General features: G+C 54.0%; 11 protein-coding genes. 5 read left to right on the top strand and 6 right to left on the bottom strand.

Annotation, left to right across the window (positions count from 1 at the left end; all coding sequences use genetic code 11):
• The first annotated feature begins 222 nt into the window (after positions 1–222).
• The 3 genes from TCARDRAFT_RS03825 to TCARDRAFT_RS03835 are packed head-to-tail and all read left to right on the top strand — an operon-like array spanning position 223 to position 2,834.
• Entirely contained in the window at positions 223–1,260 is a 1,038-nt protein-coding gene (locus TCARDRAFT_RS03825; RefSeq protein WP_007288685.1) for an energy-coupling factor ABC transporter permease, read from the top strand.
• A 9-nt stretch (positions 1,261–1,269) separates the two neighbouring features.
• On the top strand, positions 1,270–2,079 hold the full coding sequence (gene cbiQ / locus TCARDRAFT_RS03830; RefSeq protein WP_007288686.1) for a cobalt ECF transporter T component CbiQ: 810 nt from the start codon (positions 1,270–1,272) through the stop codon (positions 2,077–2,079).
• The gene (locus tag TCARDRAFT_RS03835; protein ID WP_007288687.1) at positions 2,079–2,834 is read left to right on the top strand and encodes an energy-coupling factor ABC transporter ATP-binding protein; all 756 of its coding nucleotides are present in this window, start codon (positions 2,079–2,081) and stop codon (positions 2,832–2,834) included. The genes cbiQ and TCARDRAFT_RS03835 overlap by 1 nt, the downstream gene beginning before the upstream one ends.
• A gap of 32 nt (positions 2,835–2,866) precedes the next feature.
• Here TCARDRAFT_RS03835 and TCARDRAFT_RS03840 read toward each other — a convergent pair whose 3' ends face one another.
• The 6 genes from TCARDRAFT_RS03840 to TCARDRAFT_RS03865 form a co-directional block, all read right to left on the bottom strand.
• Positions 2,867–6,334 carry a bifunctional glycogen debranching protein GlgX/4-alpha-glucanotransferase gene (locus TCARDRAFT_RS03840; RefSeq protein ID WP_007288688.1) on the bottom strand — a complete coding sequence of 1,156 codons (3,468 nt, stop codon included), beginning with the start codon at positions 6,332–6,334 and terminating at the stop codon, positions 2,867–2,869.
• Positions 6,331–7,773: a glycogen synthase GlgA gene (gene glgA / locus TCARDRAFT_RS03845; protein ID WP_007288689.1), complete on the bottom strand. Its 1,443-nt coding sequence runs from the start codon at positions 7,771–7,773 to the stop codon at positions 6,331–6,333. Before glgA ends, TCARDRAFT_RS03840 begins: the two co-directional genes overlap by 4 nt.
• A 2-nt stretch (positions 7,774–7,775) precedes the next feature.
• Positions 7,776–8,888, bottom strand: coding sequence for a glucose-1-phosphate adenylyltransferase subunit GlgD (glgD, locus tag TCARDRAFT_RS03850; RefSeq protein WP_007288690.1), 1,113 nt, complete (start codon positions 8,886–8,888; stop codon positions 7,776–7,778).
• Positions 8,889–8,890: 2 nt separating this feature from the next.
• On the bottom strand, positions 8,891–10,060 hold the full coding sequence (locus tag TCARDRAFT_RS03855; protein WP_007288691.1) for a glucose-1-phosphate adenylyltransferase: 1,170 nt from the start codon (positions 10,058–10,060) through the stop codon (positions 8,891–8,893).
• 107 nt (positions 10,061–10,167) lie between these two features.
• Complete coding sequence (glgB, locus tag TCARDRAFT_RS03860) at positions 10,168–12,054, bottom strand: 1,4-alpha-glucan branching protein GlgB (protein WP_040683011.1); 1,887 nt, start codon at positions 12,052–12,054, stop codon at positions 10,168–10,170.
• 1 nt (position 12,055) lies between these two features.
• Entirely contained in the window at positions 12,056–14,515 is a 2,460-nt protein-coding gene (locus TCARDRAFT_RS03865; RefSeq protein ID WP_007288693.1) for a glycogen/starch/alpha-glucan phosphorylase, read from the bottom strand.
• A 316-nt stretch (positions 14,516–14,831) separates the two neighbouring features.
• Between TCARDRAFT_RS03865 and TCARDRAFT_RS03870 the strand changes: the two genes are divergently transcribed.
• Both TCARDRAFT_RS03870 and TCARDRAFT_RS03875 read left to right on the top strand, forming a co-directional pair.
• Positions 14,832–15,596 carry an amino acid ABC transporter substrate-binding protein gene (locus tag TCARDRAFT_RS03870; RefSeq protein WP_007288694.1) on the top strand — a complete coding sequence of 255 codons (765 nt, stop codon included), beginning with the start codon at positions 14,832–14,834 and terminating at the stop codon, positions 15,594–15,596.
• A gap of 275 nt (positions 15,597–15,871) precedes the next feature.
• On the top strand, positions 15,872–16,525 hold the full coding sequence (locus TCARDRAFT_RS03875; RefSeq protein WP_007288695.1) for an amino acid ABC transporter permease: 654 nt from the start codon (positions 15,872–15,874) through the stop codon (positions 16,523–16,525).
• Positions 16,526–16,531 lie beyond the last annotated feature (6 nt).

Below are 16,531 nucleotides of genomic sequence, written 5' to 3' on the forward strand. Positions count from 1 at the left end.
AAATAATTTTTCTGCCGGCAGGAAAGTATTTTCTTATCGCGAATAAAAATAAAACGAATAAAAATGAGCAGGTCTGAAGGCCGGCAGTGTATTAATTAATTAGGCAAGCGAAGTGAATTAAATTGAATTGGCTACGAAGGTCATATCCCTTAACGAATAAGGGTACTTTCGTGGTTTTTTATTTTACCGGTATTTTTGGGTGTTACAAGGAGAGTGATCGGAATGCATATGGTTGATGCACTGATTTCCCCGGCGGTGGGGGGAGTGATGTGGGCGACGACAGCCGGTGTGGCGACCCATGCAGCGAAAAAACTGCAGAAGGACTTAGACGACAGCAAAGTGCCGCTGATGGGGGTATTGGGCGCTTTTGTGTTTGCCGCCCAAATGGTAAACTTTGCGATCCCGGGGACCGGGTCGAGCGGACATCTGGGCGGCGGCTTGCTGCTCGCCATCTTGCTGGGGCCGCACGCGGCGTTTTTGACCATGGCGTCAATTCTCATCATTCAGGCTCTGTTTTTCGCTGACGGTGGGCTGCTGGCTCTAGGCGCAAATATCTTCAATCTAGGGTTTTTCCCTTGTTATATTGCTTATCCGCTCATTTACAAGAAAATCGTGGGAGCAAATCCGGGCAAGGGGCGCCTTGTCGCCGGGACGATGATTGCGGCAGTCATCGGTCTCCAGCTCGGCGCCTTTGGCGTGGTCTTGGAAACCGTTTTTTCGGGGATTTCGGCACTGCCATTCGCCTCCTTTGTCCTGTTGATGCAACCGATTCATCTGGCGATTGGTCTTGTTGAAGGACTGATAACCACCGCGGTCGTTTTATTCATTGCCAAGGAGCGGCCGGAAATTCTGCAAAAAGCGGTCCAGGCCCAGTCGCTGAACAACATCTCACTAAAACCTCTTCTAATCGCTATTTTTGCCGCGGCCGTGGTGACCGGCGGAATATTGTCCTGGTTTGCTTCCGCCGACCCGGATGGGTTGGAGTGGTCAATCCTTAAGGCTACCGGGCAGGAAGAATTGGCGGCGCCCCAGGGGATTATTCACAGCGTCCTTGCCGAGTGGCAGCAAAAAATCGCGGTGTTTCCCGATTATAACGTAAAAGAAGCTGGTAATGCCTCTGTCAGTGCCAAGGCGGTGAGCGCCTGGCCGGCTGTTGACCTCGGCGCCTCCCTGGCGGGGGTAGCCGGCTCGGTGTTGACGCTGCTGCTGGCGGCGATGTTTGGCAAGGCGCTGCAGCTGGCGGCGGGCAGGCGGAAGTAGGAGTGCTACATGACGAGCATTGAAAAGCGTTGGCTTGAGCTGCGGCATCTGGATGAACTGGCTGCCCAAGATTCCCTTATTCACCGGCTTCACCCTGGCGCCAAGCTGGTTACTGCTTTAGTGTTTGTCGTCACGGTTGCCTCTTTTCCTAAATACGCCATTGCCAGCCTGGCGCCAATGGTGTTTTACCCTGTCTTTGTAATGAGCCTTGGTAACATACCGCTAATTCTGCTGCTGAAAAGGCTGCTCCTTGCCCTTCCCTTCGTGGTGTTTATCGGTATTTTCAATCCGCTCTTTGACCAAATGCCGCTTGTCCAGGCCGGGCCGCTCGTCGTGTCCGGCGGTTGGATTTCTTTTCTCTCTATTTTGCTTCGGTTTAGCCTGGCCGTGGCGGCCGTGCTACTGCTAATTGCCACGACCGGCATCGACGCAATCTGTATGGCGCTGGCACAGCTGCGGCTGCCGCGCGTGTTTATTGTCCAGATTTTATTTGTGTATCGGTACTTATATGTACTGACCGATGAGTTTATCCGCATGCTGCGTGCCCACAATTTACGCGCATCGGCCGATAACGGCGTAGGTTATAAGGTCTGGGGGTCGCTGCTCGGGGTATTGCTGCTGCGTACCCTTGACCGGGCCCAACGCATTTACCAGGCCATGCTGTGCCGGGGCTTTGACGGGACAATTCGCGGCCTGCGGTCGCACCCCTTGCGGCTGCGGGACCTTGTTTTTCTCGGTGCTTGGATTACCTTTTTCCTGGCTGTTCGCTTGGTGAATATTTCTTATTGGTTAGGTGTTTTGCTGACGGGAGGCAACTGATGAGCCATCACATTGTGGAAGTAAAAGATCTTGAATACGTTTATCCTGATAACACGCCGGCGCTGCGCGGCATCACTTTCAAAATCGTCCACGGCGAAGCGGTCGCCATCGTTGGCGCGAATGGCGCCGGCAAGTCGACGCTCTTGTCGCACCTGGCGGGGGTGCTGGCGCCAACCAAAGGGACGGTGCGGATTGGCGATTACCCGGTAAATAAAGAGACCCTGAAGTTTATCCGCCGCAGTGTCGGTCTGGTTTTCCAAAACGCCGACGACCAGCTGTTTATGCCAACGGTATACGATGACGTTGCCTTTGGGCCGCTAAACCTGGGACTGGAGCCTGCGGAAGTGGAAAGCCGGGTCATCGCCGCGCTTGAAACGGTTGGCGCTGTGGAACTTAAAGACCGCCCGTCCTATAAACTGTCGGGTGGCCAGAAACGGTCGGTGGCGATCGCGACCGTCTTGGCCATGCAACCTGATATCCTGGTGATGGACGAGCCAAGCGCCGGCCTCGATCCCCTGGCCAGACGGCAGCTGATTAATCTCCTCAAGTCGTTTTATCATACGAAAATTATCGCTACCCATGATTTGGATCTGGTGCTGGACCTGTGCGAGCGGACGATCGTACTGAGTGAGGGCAAGGTTATTGCCGATGGTCCTACCATGGAAGTGTTTAATGATGAGGCGTTGCTCGCGCGCAGTCAATTGGAAAAGCCGCTAAGGCTGCAAGGCTGTCCGGTCTGTGGGGAAAAAAAGTAGCTGCGCCGGCTGAAGGCTGCAAGCCGGCACAGCTAGCGACGGTATTTTGCTGCCAAGGCTGCCAACTGCTGCGCCAGGTTTCGCGTGAGCCAATCGCGCCTGAACCGCCACTGCCAATTGCCGTCGACCGTACCAGGGATGTTCATGCGCGCACGGCTGTCCAGCGCGAAAATGTCCTGCAGGGGAACAATTACGGTGTTGGCGTTGGTGCGATAGGCAAGCTCGATAAACTGCCAGGCGATGTCCTTGTTGCTAAGTTGGTCGCTTAGGCCCAGGCAGCGGTGGAGGTGGCTGGCAACTGACGGGGATAACGCTGCCAGCGAGCGGTACCAGCCGACAATGGTGTCGTTGTCATGCGTTCCGGTATAGACAACGACATTTTTTTCGGTCGTACAGGCCCAGCATTTACCGTTGTCGTCGCCGTCAAAGGCAAACTGCAGCACTTTCATTCCGGGCAGGTTGTATCGTTCTTTTAAGGCTATTACTGACGGTGTGATAACGCCGAGGTCTTCGGCGATAAACGGCAGTTCGCCAAGTTCGTCGGCCAAGGCGGTAAATAGGGCATGGCCGGGACCTTTTACCCAGCGGCCGTCGCGGGCGGTGGCGGCGTCGGCCGGCACTTCCCAATAGGCCTCAAACCCGCGGAAATGGTCAAGACGGATGATATCAACCAAGGAGAGCAGGTGGCGGACACGCCGGCGCCACCAGCGGTAGCTGTCGACGGCCATGGCGTCCCAATTGTAATGTGGGTTGCCCCATAGCTGTCCATCGGCACTGAAATAATCAGGCGGTACACCAGCGACTTTGGTCGGCCGCCCCTGTGTATCAAGCGCAAAGAGCTCAGGTTGAGCCCATACATCGCTTGCATCGTGGGCGACGAACATCGGAAGGTCGCCGATCAGCATAATGCCTTTTTGGTTGGCATAATGACGAAGCAGCTTGGCTTGCTGCCAGAAAACATATTGGCCAAACTGGTGAAAGGAGATTTCTTCAGCCAGATCGCGACGGCAGCGCTCCAGCGCCTGCCTATTGCGGCGGGCAATAGGCTTTGGCCAGGTATGCCAGGCGGTCCCGCCGAATTTGGCCTTGAGGGCGGAAAACAAAGCAAAATCTTCAAGCCAAAAAGCATTGCCAGCGAGAAAGTCTTCGAAGTCAAAAGTGGGTTTGGCCGCACGAAATCTAGCGAACGCGCGGCGGAGCAGCCGGTCTTTGTTCGCAAAAGCCCAGGCAAAGTCTGGCCGGTCGTCAGCCAGCGACGGGACAGCATCAAGCTCGGCCTGGGTGATTAGTCCCTGATCGGCCAATAAATCGGGGGAGATAAGGAGCGGGTTGCCGGCAAAAACTGATGTCCCTTGATATGGCGAATATCCATAGCCGGGAGGATTAAGCGGCAGTATTTGCCACAGTTTTTGTCCTGCATCGGCTAAGAAATCGACAAATTGGTGGGCTGTCGGTCCCAGGTCGCCAATGCCGTAGCGGGACGGCAAGGACGTTATGTGCAGCAGGACGCCGCAGCCCCGTTCAAACGGTGCGGCCAGATCGGACAAGAGCAGTTTGCCAGAAAGCGGCGGCAGATGGATGGTTGTTGCCCCGTGTGTGAGCGGAAGGTCTTGTTCGCCAGCCAAAACGTCAACAAGCGTGCTGGCCGATGTCCACTGGCCGGCGGGGAGCGTTACGTCAGCAGGTGCTGATAAACTGCGGTTGATGAGCACGATAGCTGTGTTGTCGCGTGCCGGCCGGCCGAATATATCGCACCCACCGGTGATGCGGCGGACAAAACCATATACATCGTCGTTGCCGGTAGCAAGTGGCAGCCACTCGCCACTCTGCAGCACGGCATGACGCCGGCGCAGATTAATAAGTTTTTGGTGCCAGGCAAGCAGTTCACCATCTTCGCGGCCCCATGGAAAGGGGCCGCGATTGAAGGGATCAGCATAGCCCTCAACCCCTGCCTCATCACCGTAATAAACCGACGGTATGCCAGGAAAAGTCATTTGCCAGAGCACCGCCAGCTTGAGGCGGCTGATGCCTAACCGCCGCTTGTCTGCCGGCAGGCGGTATTTAGCCTGGGCAGCGGCGGACATTGCTTCTGGCGGCGGCGCTTCCCCAAGAACGGTGAGGATGCGCGGAGTATCATGACTGCCGAGCAAGTTCATGGCTGCATAAAAATGTTCGGGAGGATAGTTTTCCCATAAACTGGCTAGCTGCTGCTGCGCCTGCGCGGCGGTAAAATGTCCGAGCAAAAAACCGATTACTGCTGCGCGAAAAGGATAGTTCATGACCGAATCCAATTCGTCGCCGCTCAAATAGGCGCGCAGGGCGCCGTAACTTATCTTGCGCGAAGCGTCCTCCCACACTTCGCCAATAATTACCGCGTCGGCATCGACCGCTTTAACCGCCTGGCGCAGCTGTCTGATAAACTCATCCGGCAGCTCATCGGCAACATCTAGCCGCCAGCCTTTGGCGCCCAGTTTCAGCCAGTATTTGACGACGCTGTCGTCGCCGGTTACCATGAAGTCGAGGTAGGACGGCTCAAGCTCGTTGACGTTAGGAAGAGTATCAATGCCCCACCAGCACTCATAGTCGTCGGGATGCCGGCGAAAGCGGTACCACCGAAAATACGGCGAAGCAGGGGATTGGTAGGCGCCTACGCCGGGATAAGTACCATTTTTATTGAAATAAACGCTGTCGCTGCCAGTGTGGCTGAATACGCCGTCAAGTACGATCGCCATGCCGTGGGCGCGGGCGGCCTGGCACAGCTTGGCGAACAGGTCATTGTCGCCAAGCATGCTGTCAATCTGACGGTAATCGGCAACATCGTAGCGGTGGTTGCTCGGCGAAGCAAACACTGGATTAAGGTACAGCACAGTTACGCCAAGTTCTGCCAGATAGGGCAGCTTTTTTATTATTCCCAGCAGGTTACCGCCAAAAAAATCATAGGCAACGATGTGTCCGCTGCCAACGTCGCGAATGTAGAACGGCGTGTTGTCCCAATGCGCATGGATAAGGCTGCCCGGTTTGGCGCCGGTCACGCGGCCGTCTGCATTACCGTTATAAAACCGATCAGGAAAAATTTGATAGATAATGCCGTGTTTGAACCAGGCAGGAACAGAAAAGTCGCGGCGGTAAACCGTGATCTGAAAAGACGGCGGCAGCACGTCGTATTGGCGGCCGATGCCGCCCAGCGCAGCGGCATTGTCGCCGTAGTAATAGATGCGGCTGGGTGAAGCGAGCCGGAAGCAATACCAGATAATACCAGGCGAGGAAGGGGTGGTAATGCTGGTTTCATAGATCAGCCATCCATTGCGCGTTCCGGCAGGCGCCATGGGGATAAGCTCCTCGCCACCGTGGTCGCGCCACAGCCGCAAGACCACTTCGTCCGGCTGGTCGGCGGGCGAAACAGCCAGGCGAAGGGTGACGCACGTTTGGCAGCTTACCGCGCCGCGCGGACTGCGGAAAAAAGGATCGCGCGAATCGTGCAGCACCGCTTCGCTGCTCATAGCTGGCCTCCCGCGCAAACTTGCAGGTAAAGCTCGGTATACCGGCGAGCGGAAGCATCCCAGCTATAGTCGCGCTGCATGGCCGCTCGGACAAGTTTGGTCCACACTTGTTTATTCTGGTAGAAATTAAGGGCGCGGCGGATGGTATAGAGCATGTCATGGGCGTTGTAATTGGTAAAACTAAAGCCCCAGCCTTCACCGGTATATTCATTGTACGGCTGAACCGTGTCTTTCAGACCGCCTGTTTCACGCACCAGCGGCAGGCAGCCATAGCGCATCGCAATAAGCTGACTGATGCCGCAAGGCTCAACAAGCGACGGCATGAGCAACAAGTCGGCGGCAGCATAAATCTGGCGGGCTAAAATATCATCAAAGCCGATGTGGGCGGCTGCTTTGCCCGGATAGCGCCAGGCGGCCTGGCTAAACAAATGTTCGTACTGCGTATCGCCTGTGCCAAGGACGACAAGCTGTATGTCCATGGCCATTAGTTCGTCAAGCACGGCGCCAAGCAGATCAAAACCCTTGGCGGCGACCAAGCGGGAAACGATAGCCACTAGCGGCACGTCGCCACGCACCGGCAAGCCAAGCATTTGCTGCAGGCGAACCTTGTTTTCGCGTTTTAACTCTGGCGTTGCATCGGTGTAGTTAACAGCAAGACTTTTATCAGTAGCCGGGTTGTACTCATCATAGTCGATGCCGTTAATGATGCCAACAAATTTGTCGCGGCGGCGCCGAATAACGCCGTATAATCCTTCGCCAAAGAACGGATACTGGACTTCTTCGGCATAAGTAGGGCTTACGGTGGTAAGATAGTCGGCATAGCATAACCCGCCTTTCATAAAATTTACCTTATCATAATATTCCACGCCGTCTATGGTGAAATGCTCCCACCCAAGGTTCAATAAGTCGGCAAGGATTTCTTTCGGGAAGATGCCCTGATAGGTTAAGTTATGGACGGTGAAAATGGTGCGCGTGTTTTTGAGCATAGTATCATGCCGGTATTGCGTCAGCATAGGCGCGACCATGCCGGTATGCCAGTCGTTGAGGTGGATTATGTCGGGCGCAAAGCCGAGGTAAGGCACGCTGGTCAGAACCGCCCGGCAAAAGAAAGCGAAGCGTTCGGCCTCGTCATAATAGCCGTACAGCGAGGGGCGTTTAAAATAGTATTCGTTATCAAGTAAATACACAGGCAATCCGCCGTAATCCAGCGTTTCCAGACCGCAGTACTGGCGGCGCCAGCCCACATTGACAGTGAAGCTCACCTGGTGGTTGAGCTGGCAGCGGCACGATGCCGGCAAAGCGGCGTATTTGGGCAGCATAAGCCGGACATCGATGCCGAGGCGTCTTAGCGCTTTGGGGAGCGATCCGGCGACGTCGCCCAGACCGCCGGACTTGGCAAACGGGGCGGCTTCAGAAGCCACAAACAACACCTTGAGCATGACTAAACAGTCACTCCTTTCTTGATCACCAGCGGATAACAAGGTTCGCCTTTTAGCAGCTTGCCGGCGGTGATGTGCACGTCTTTGTCGCAGATGACGTTTTCCAGTACGGCGCCTGGTTCGATAACGCAGCGCTGCATGATGACGCTGCGGCTGACGGCAGCGCCGGCGCCGATTTTTACGTTGCGGAATAAAACGCTGCTTTCAACGCGGCCGGCAATAAGGCAGCCGCTGGCGACCAGCGAATTGCGGACAAGGGCACCGTTTATGTACTTAGTCGGCGGTTCATCCTTAGATTTGGTATGTATGGCGCCGGAAGCGAAAAACAATTCGTGCCAGATAGCGGGATCAAGCAGCGCCAGATTGTGGTCAAGATAGCTCGCGATGCCGCTGATGTGCGCGACATGGCCCAAGAAGCGGTAGGCATACGCCTTAAGGCGGGGCAGCTTTTGAATAATGCCATGGTGGAAAAAACAGTAATCGCCGCGGGCGGAGCCGGCAGTCACCAAGTCGATAAGTACGTCTTTCGTCAAAATGAACATGTTCAGCGGGATGTTGATCCGCTTGCCGCTGCTAGAAGTGGCCAGCGCAACATCTTTTACGCGTCCGTCGGCGTCAATGGTCAGTTCGTAAGTAGTATCAGCGCAGTCTTTTGGGCGCGGTTGTTCGCAGTAAACGATGGTAAGATCGGCGCTATGGGCGCGATGAACGGCAAGTGCCTCGCGCAAGTCGATGTTGCATACTGTCGCCGTGCCGGAAACGGCGACATAAGGCTCATGGCTGCGGCGGATAAACTCCAGATTAGCAAAAAAATTGCCAAGGTCGCCGCGATCGTCCGCATGGTCAGACGGCGGCAGCATAATCAGGCCGCCGTGCTTGCGCGCAAGGTCCCAGTCTTTGCCTGACCGCAGGTGGTCAAACAACGAGCGGTATTTTTGTTTAAAGAGAATGCCAACATTGCGGATGCCGGAGTTGACCATGTTCGACAGCGCAAAATCAATCAGGCGGTAGCGGCCGCCGAACGGCACGGCGGCCAGCGGACGGTGCCCGGTCAGTTCGGCCAGCGCTTTTTCTTCTGGCTCATGGAGATTAATGAGTCCGACCATGTCTGCCATTGTTATCCCTCCGTTTCCCGTGAGGCGGCAATCATTTCCAGACCACGCGCCACCGCTAGATTTTCTGCTACGACGGCAACCGTGCGGCCGTCGCCGATGATCATGTCTTGACCGACAATCGCTTTGCGGCCGATGATGGCCTTAGTAATGACGGCGCCTGCTTCAATTTTGACGTTCGGCATGATTACCGCCTGGCTGACTTTGGCGCCGGGCGCGATATATACGTCAGGAAAGATAACCGATTGCTCCACTTCGCCAAAGATTTGGCAGCCGTCGCCAATGATTGAGCGGCTGACGCGGGCGCCCGGCCCTAGATAATGCGGCGGGCGGACAGAAGTTTTGGCGTAAATGCGCCAAGCAGGGTCATAAAGATCAAGCGCCGGCCGGTCGGTCAGCAGGTCCATGTGGGCTTCCCACAGGCTTTCCACCGTACCGACGTCTTTCCAGTAGCCGTGAAAATGATAAGCAAACATACGCCGACCGTCGCCAAGCATTTTCGGGATGACGTCTTTGCCGAAATCATGGCTGGAAGTATTGTCGTGCGCATCGAGGTCAAGGTGTTTTTTTAGCACGGCGGCATTAAACACGTATATGCCCATAGATGCCAGGTTACTGTCTGGCCGGGCGGGTTTTTCGCTGAAAGCGGTGATGCGGCCGTCAGCTGCCGTGGTCATGATGCCAAACCGGCTGGCTTCGTGCCAGGGCACCGTAAGTACCGAGATGGTCGCTTCTGCTTCTTTTTGCAGGTGGTAGGCGATAAGGTCGGCGTAATTCATTTTGTAGATATGGTCGCCGGATAATACCAGGACAAGGTAGGGGTCAAAGTGCTCGATAAAATTCCAATTTTGGTAGATGGCGTCAGCGGTGCCTTTATACCACTCGCCGCCGCTTTCCTGGTAATATGGCGGCAGGATAAATACTCCTCCGTCCATGCGGTCTAAGTCCCAGGCGCTGCCAATGCCGATGTAGCTGTGCAGCGCCAATGGCTTATACTGAGTGAGCACGCCGACGACCTTGATACCGGAGTTGGCACAATTGCTGAGCGTAAAGTCAATAATGCGGTATTTGCCGCCGAACGGGACGGCAGGTTTGGCGAGATGGCGGGTGAGCACGCCCAGGCGGCTGCCTTGGCCGCCGGCTAGCAGCATGGCGACGCAGTTTATACGGCGCATGGATTCACACCTCCCGTTATTGTGGGCTACCTGAGGAAAGTGGTGAGCGGAAAGTGGAGGACTAATGTTTTCCAGTGCTTGTGGCGCCAATTTATTGACATGAATATCTATGCGGGAACTGGTTTTAGAAAAATGGCGGCAAGCGGCGGCAGCGTAACAGTCAGCGAGTACGGCTCGCCGTGCCAGGGCAGTGCCTCAGCCGTAAGGGGCGGATTGGTCTGCCCTGAACCGCCAAACACTTCTTCATCGCTGTTAAAAATTTCCTGATAAATTCCCGGCGCCGGCGCGCCGATACGGTAATTGCACCGCACGACCGGCGTAAAATTGCAGGCGATGATGATAAAATCGCCATGCTGGTCTTGCCGCAAAAATACGAGCACGCTTTGTTCGCTGTCACAGCAGTCTATCCATTTAAACCCTTGCATTACATGGTCGCATTCCCACAGCGCGCGGTGTTGGCGGTAAAACCAATTGAGCCTGGACACAAAAGCATGGAGCTTGCGGTGCATATCGTAACCTAGCAGATGCCAGTCCAAACTGTCATTATATTTCCATTCGCTGAATTGACCAAACTCGCTGCCCATAAATAATAGTTTTTTGCCGGGGTGAGCCAGCCAATAAGCATATAACAAACGCAAGTTGGCAAATTTTTGCCAGTAGTCGCCTGGCATTTTATCAAGGAGCGACTTTTTGCCATGTACTGCTTCATCGTGGGAAAAGGGCAGGATAAAGTTTTCGGCAAAAGCATACATTAAGGAGAAGGTAAGCAGGTAGTGGTGGTACTTGCGAAAGATAGGGTCTAGCTGCATGTATTTTAGGACATCGTTCATCCAACCCATGTTCCACTTAAAATTAAAACCTAGTCCGCCAAGATAGGTCGGCCGCGATACCAGCGGCCAAGCGGTAGATTCTTCGGCAATCATCAGACCGTAAGGGAAATAATGAAAAATTGTTTCGTTAAGTTTTTTGAGAAACGCCACTCCCTCAAGGTAGCAGTTGTCGCCGTAGCGGTTAGGCTGCCATTCGCCATGGCCGCGGCCATAGTCCAGATACAGCATGTTGGCGACAGCGTCAACGCGCAGGCCATCGACGTGATAAACGTCAAACCAGAATACGGCATTGGCAATAAGGTAACTTACTACCTGCGGCCGGCCCAGGTCAAAGTTGGCCGTGCCCCACTGGCGATTTTCCCGACGCCACCAATCGCCTTCATACAGCCTAGTGCCGTCAAAGGCCGCCAGACCGTGCTCGTCCATACAAAAATGGCTTGGCGCCCAGTCAATGATGACGCCTAGGCCTTTTTGGTGGCAATAGTCAACGAAGTACATAAAGTCGTGGGGTGTGCCGTAGCGACTGGTGACCGCGTAGTAGCCCGTAGCCTGGTAGCCCCATGACCCATCGAATGGGTGTTCGGCAAGCGGCAGCAGCTCGATATGGGTGTAGCCCATACCGGCGGCGTAATCGGCCAGTTCGTGAGCAAGTTCGCGATAATTAAGCCATTTGCCGCCTGCTTTTCGCCGCCAAGAGCCGAGGTGAACTTCGTAAATCAAAAGCGGCCGATCGTACAGCGGTCGGGCGACTTGCTGGGCGCGCCAGTCGCTGTCTTGCCAGTGGTAGCCTGACAGGTCGCACACTATCGAAGCCGTGTTAGGTCTAAGCTCCGCCTGAAAGGCGTAGGGGTCGGCCTTTAATACGGCCGCGCCTGACGGGGTTACAATCCGGTATTTGTACAGCTCGCCTGGCCCGATGGCAGGGACAAAGCCGGCCCATACGCCTGAATTGCCGACAGGCGTAAGCGGATTTTTGTCACCATTCCAGCTGTTAAAGGAGCCGATAACGCTCACCGCGCGCGCTGCGGGCGCCCACACAGCGAAGCGCACGCCGTGCTGACCGTCTTGTTCGACAAGATGGGCCCCAAGCAAGCGGTAGGCAAAATGGTGCGTTCCCTCATTGAATAGATACAAATTGTTGTCGTCCAGCGGCAATACTTGCACGTCACTGCCCCCCTGAGTCGACAATGACGGCCCGGTTGAGGCGCCAGAGCCCGATGGCGTATTCGGCGATCGTGCGATCGCTGGAAAAATAGCCGGCATAGGCTACGTTATGGATGGCCATGTTCCACCATTTACCGCTGTCCTGATAATACTTGGCGGCGCGTTCTTGGGCTTCGATGTATGTTGAAAAGTCTTTAAGCACGAAAAATTCGTCGTTGTTGTTGAGCACAGTGTCGTATATTAGCCGCGAATCTTCCCAGGTAAGCAGTCTGTCTAGCACCGCTTTTACGCGCTTGTCGCCATGATACTCCTGCCAGGCGTTGTAGCCGCCGTTTTTGTAGTAGTTTAGTACTTCGCCGGCCGTCAGGCCAAAGATGATAATGTTGTCGTCGCCGACCGCCTCTTTAATCTCGATGTTGGCGCCGTCCAGCGTGCCGATGGTTATGGCGCCGTTCATCATGAACTTCATGTTGCCGGTACCCGAGGCTTCACGGCTGGCCGTGGAAATTTGCTCGCTAAGGTCGGCGGCAGGGATAATTAGCTCAGCTAGCGATACATTGTAGTTTTCCAGAAAGACGACTTTGAGCTTGTCGCAAATCCGCTTGTCGCTGTTGACCAGCGCGGCCACATCGTTGATAAGCTTGATGATGCGCTTGGCGAAATAGTAGCCGGGCGCGGCCTTGCCGGCGAAGATAAAGGTGCGCGGCACTATATCAAGATCCGGTTGCGCGGTCAGACGGTCATACAAGTGAAGAATGTGCAATATATTGAGCAGCTGGCGTTTATAAGCGTGAATGCGTTTGACTTGGATGTCGAAAATTGAACAGGGGTCGATCGCCAAGCCTAACCGGTCTTGGATATATGCAGCGAGCCGTTCTTTGTTGAACTGTTTGACCTTGGCGAACCTGGCCTGAAAGGCAGGGTCGGATGCATACGGATGGAGAAATACTAAATCCTCGGGATGGTTGAGCCAGGCAGGACCGATGGTTTCGTCAAGCAGCCGCGCCAAAAGCGGATTGGCTTTGGCCAGCCAGCGCCGGTGGGTTACGCCGTTGGTTTTGTTGTTGAACTTATGAGGACAATATTCATAAAAGAGTTTAAACACGTCTTTTTTGAGGATCTCGGTGTGAATTTTGGCCACGCCGTTGACGCTGGCGCTGCCGACAACGGCAAGATTGGCCATATGCACCATATTGTCGGCGATGACTGCCATGCGGCGGATCCGTTCCCAGTCGCCTGGATAGCTGCGCCACAGTTCGCGGCAAAAGCGCTCGTTTATTTCCTCGATAATCATGTAAATGCGCGGCAGCAGCGAACGCAGCATATCCGTAGGCCATTTTTCCAGCGCCTCCGGCATAACAGTGTGGTTGGTGTAAAACACGCAGCCCGTGGTAATGCGCCAAGCTTCGTCCCAGCCGAGACCTTCCTCATCCATGAGGATGCGCATAAGTTCAGGCACGACTAGCGCCGGGTGGGTGTCGTTGATGTGGATGGCGACATAGTCGGGCAAAAAGTGCAAGTTTTCGCCCAGCTTCTTATAGCGTCGCACGATGCTTTGCAGACCGGCGGAGACTAGGAAATATTGCTGTTTGAGCCTGAGCAGGCGGCCTTCTTGGTAGGTGTCGTCAGGATAAAGGATTTGGGAAATGGCTTCAACGGCGTATTTATATTCCATGGCTTTTAAATAATTGCCACGGCTAAAAGTGGAAAAGTCAAAATCGGGTTTATCGGTTTCGGCGCTCCACAGCCGCAGGGTGTTCACTGTTTTGTTGTTGCAGCCCACCACCGGGATGTCGTAGGGCACGGCCTTAACCGCTTCGTAGTTTTCGTGTACGGCAACAAGCCGTCCGCCGCTTTCTTCCAGGCGGACTTGGCCGCCGAAGCGTACGGTGACCGCTTTGTCAGCTTTGCGCACTTCCCAGGGGTAGCCCTCTTTCAGCCAGTTGTCGGGCAGTTCAAACTGGTGACCGTCAATAATTTTTTGTTCAAACAGCCCATATTTGTAGCGAATGCCGCACCCGTGACCGGCGTAGTTCATGCAGGCGAGCGAATCCAAAAAGCATGCCGCCAGCCTGCCTAATCCGCCGTTGCCCAGCCCCGCGTCCTGTTCCTGTTGTTCGATACGGTCGATATCAACGCCGAGTTCGGCCAGCGCTTCCTTGTACAGACCATAAATGCCGAGATTTAACATGTTGGCGGTCAGCAGGCGGCCAATTAAAAACTCCATGCTAAAATAATAAACCTGTTTGACTTTGCGTTCTTTGTAGTAACGGTTGGTCACTGCCCAGCGGCGGTTGATTTCTTCGCGCACCATGCTAGCAATGACATTGTAAATATCAAGTTCACTGGCTTCGTCCAATGTTTTTCCATAGAGGGCGGCAAGGCGGTCGATAAATTGCTGCCGAAGCATCGCCTTGTCCGCAGACGGTCGAGTGAATATGCAATTTGCCGTCGGCGCCATTGTTTACCTCCTGACGGAGAGTCATATTTTGTAAATTATTTCTACAATTCGGTGGTTTTTGTCAGAATTCCTTTTTTCAAAGAAAAAATTTTGAAAATTCATCAGCGCTATAAAACCCGGAACAGCGAAGTTTTATTTATAGGAATTCGGCCGCTACGCGGCTAAGAAAAGTAAACGTATGATTTTGGACGAAAACGCGCGATTTTTTATACACGGCAGGGCTAGTTTGTCAGGAAGCCAGTTTTTATTGCTTCTATATTTTAATATATTAAAGTAAAATGGGACGTGAGATTGCTTGGGAGTGGAGGAATAAACAATGCGAAAACTTGTTAAATCCCTGCTTGTACTGCTGTTGGTTGGCCTGCTTGTGGCCGGTTGCGGCGGCGCGACGAAGAAAAAGATTGTTGTCGGGCTTGATGACAACTTCCCGCCGATGGGGTTCCGCGATGACAAAAACAATATTGTTGGTTTCGATGTGGATATGGCCAAGGAAGCAGCCAAGCGGCTGGGCATGGAAGTAGAATTTAAGCCGATTGACTGGAACAGCAAGGAAGCCGAGCTGAACGGCAAACGGGTGGATGTGCTGTGGAACGGTCTGACCATTACCGAGAAACGGAAAGAAAATATCGCTTTTACCAAACCGTATATGGAAAACCGCCAAATTATCGTGGTAAATGCCAACTCGCCGATTAAGAGCAAGGCCGATTTGGCCGGCAAGGTCGTAGGGGTGCAGGACGGCAGCAGCAGCGTTGAGGCAGTGGAAAAAGATGCGGCTGCCCTTAAGAGCTTTAAAGAGCTGAAAAAGTACCCTGATAATGTGGCGGCGCTCATGGACTTAAAAGCCGGGCGGCTTGACGCGGTCGTGGTGGATGAAATTGTCGGTCGCTATTATATCGCCAAGAAGCCGGGCGAATATGCCATCCTTGCTGACAACTTTGGCTCGGAAGAGTATGGCGTAGGTCTCAGAAAAGATGACAAAGAACTGCTGGATAAGCTGCAAAAAGTGCTGGACGAGATGAAAAAGGACGGTACGGCGGCAAAAATTTCCAAGCAATGGTTTGGCGCTGATATTGTAAAATAGTTATGGATAAAAACGGCCGATGGTTTCCCGCCATTGGCCTTTCTTATGCAGGATGGCCGCGTGGATATTATGCTTTCCAAAGCACAAAACCGCGAAGGCCGCAAAGAACGCAAAAGGCTACGCGCGCGACAGTTGTCGCGCTAGAACTGCTTCAATATCTTATTCATCGTTTGTGGTGCCAATTTATTGGCAAGGATAGCTCTGTGGATACACTTCAATGTTTTCGTATTTTGTGGTAATATTTATGCCATGTAGCTTAGACAGGAGAGACTTTGATGACGTATGTGATGGAAATTTTGGATCCCATGCTGGCCGGGACAGCGGTGACGCTTGAGATGTTTTTTGTGACCATTGTTCTTTCCTTGCCGCTGGGACTACTACTGGCCCTGGCCCGTATTTCCCGGTTCGGAGTGCTGCGGGGGGCGGTGGGGGTATATATTTGGCTGCTCAGGGGAACGCCGCTGATGCTCCAGCTGCTGTTTGTGTATTTTGGCTTGCCCTTTATTCCCTATATCGGCGTCAGGCTGCCTGACTTTCCGGCGGCGGTGGTGGCCTTTGTTCTCAACTATGCCGCCTATTTTGCCGAGATTTTCCGCGCCGGGATCCAATCGATTGATCGCGGACAGTATGAAGCCGCCAAGGCCCTCGGCATGACCTATGTCCAGACCATGCGCCGCATCATTTTGCCGCAGGTAGTAAAACGGGTATTGCCGCCGGTGAGCAATGAGACCATTACCCTGGTCAAGGACACATCCCTGATTTACGTCCTGGCGATGAATGACCTGCTCAGAACCGCTCGGTCCATCGTTCAGCGTGATTTCAATACAACGGCCTTTATTGTGGCTGCCGTGTTTTATCTGGTTATGACGCTGGTGCTCACCTGGCTGTTCCAGAAACTGGAGCAGCGGTATGCGGTATATGATGAATAGGAGTTA

It is taken from the genome of Thermosinus carboxydivorans Nor1 (genome assembly GCF_000169155.1).
Taxonomy (GTDB): Bacteria; Bacillota; Negativicutes; order Sporomusales; family Thermosinaceae; genus Thermosinus; species Thermosinus carboxydivorans.

What these genes read in the sequence shown, in the direction of transcription:
- TCARDRAFT_RS03825 (WP_007288685.1), top strand. Translation starts at nt 223, where the DNA reads ATGCATATGGTTGATGCACTGATTTCCCCGGCGGTGGGGGGAGTGATG.
- cbiQ (WP_007288686.1), top strand. Translation starts at nt 1,270, where the DNA reads ATGACGAGCATTGAAAAGCGTTGGCTTGAGCTGCGGCATCTGGATGAA.
- TCARDRAFT_RS03835 (WP_007288687.1), top strand. Translation starts at nt 2,079, where the DNA reads ATGAGCCATCACATTGTGGAAGTAAAAGATCTTGAATACGTTTATCCT.
- TCARDRAFT_RS03840 (WP_007288688.1), bottom strand. Translation starts at nt 6,334, where the DNA reads ATGAGCAGCGAAGCGGTGCTGCACGATTCGCGCGATCCTTTTTTCCGC.
- glgA (WP_007288689.1), bottom strand. Translation starts at nt 7,773, where the DNA reads ATGCTCAAGGTGTTGTTTGTGGCTTCTGAAGCCGCCCCGTTTGCCAAG.
- glgD (WP_007288690.1), bottom strand. Translation starts at nt 8,888, where the DNA reads ATGGCAGACATGGTCGGACTCATTAATCTCCATGAGCCAGAAGAAAAA.
- TCARDRAFT_RS03855 (WP_007288691.1), bottom strand. Translation starts at nt 10,060, where the DNA reads ATGCGCCGTATAAACTGCGTCGCCATGCTGCTAGCCGGCGGCCAAGGC.
- TCARDRAFT_RS03865 (WP_007288693.1), bottom strand. Translation starts at nt 14,515, where the DNA reads ATGGCGCCGACGGCAAATTGCATATTCACTCGACCGTCTGCGGACAAG.
- TCARDRAFT_RS03870 (WP_007288694.1), top strand. Translation starts at nt 14,832, where the DNA reads ATGCGAAAACTTGTTAAATCCCTGCTTGTACTGCTGTTGGTTGGCCTG.
- TCARDRAFT_RS03875 (WP_007288695.1), top strand. Translation starts at nt 15,872, where the DNA reads ATGACGTATGTGATGGAAATTTTGGATCCCATGCTGGCCGGGACAGCG.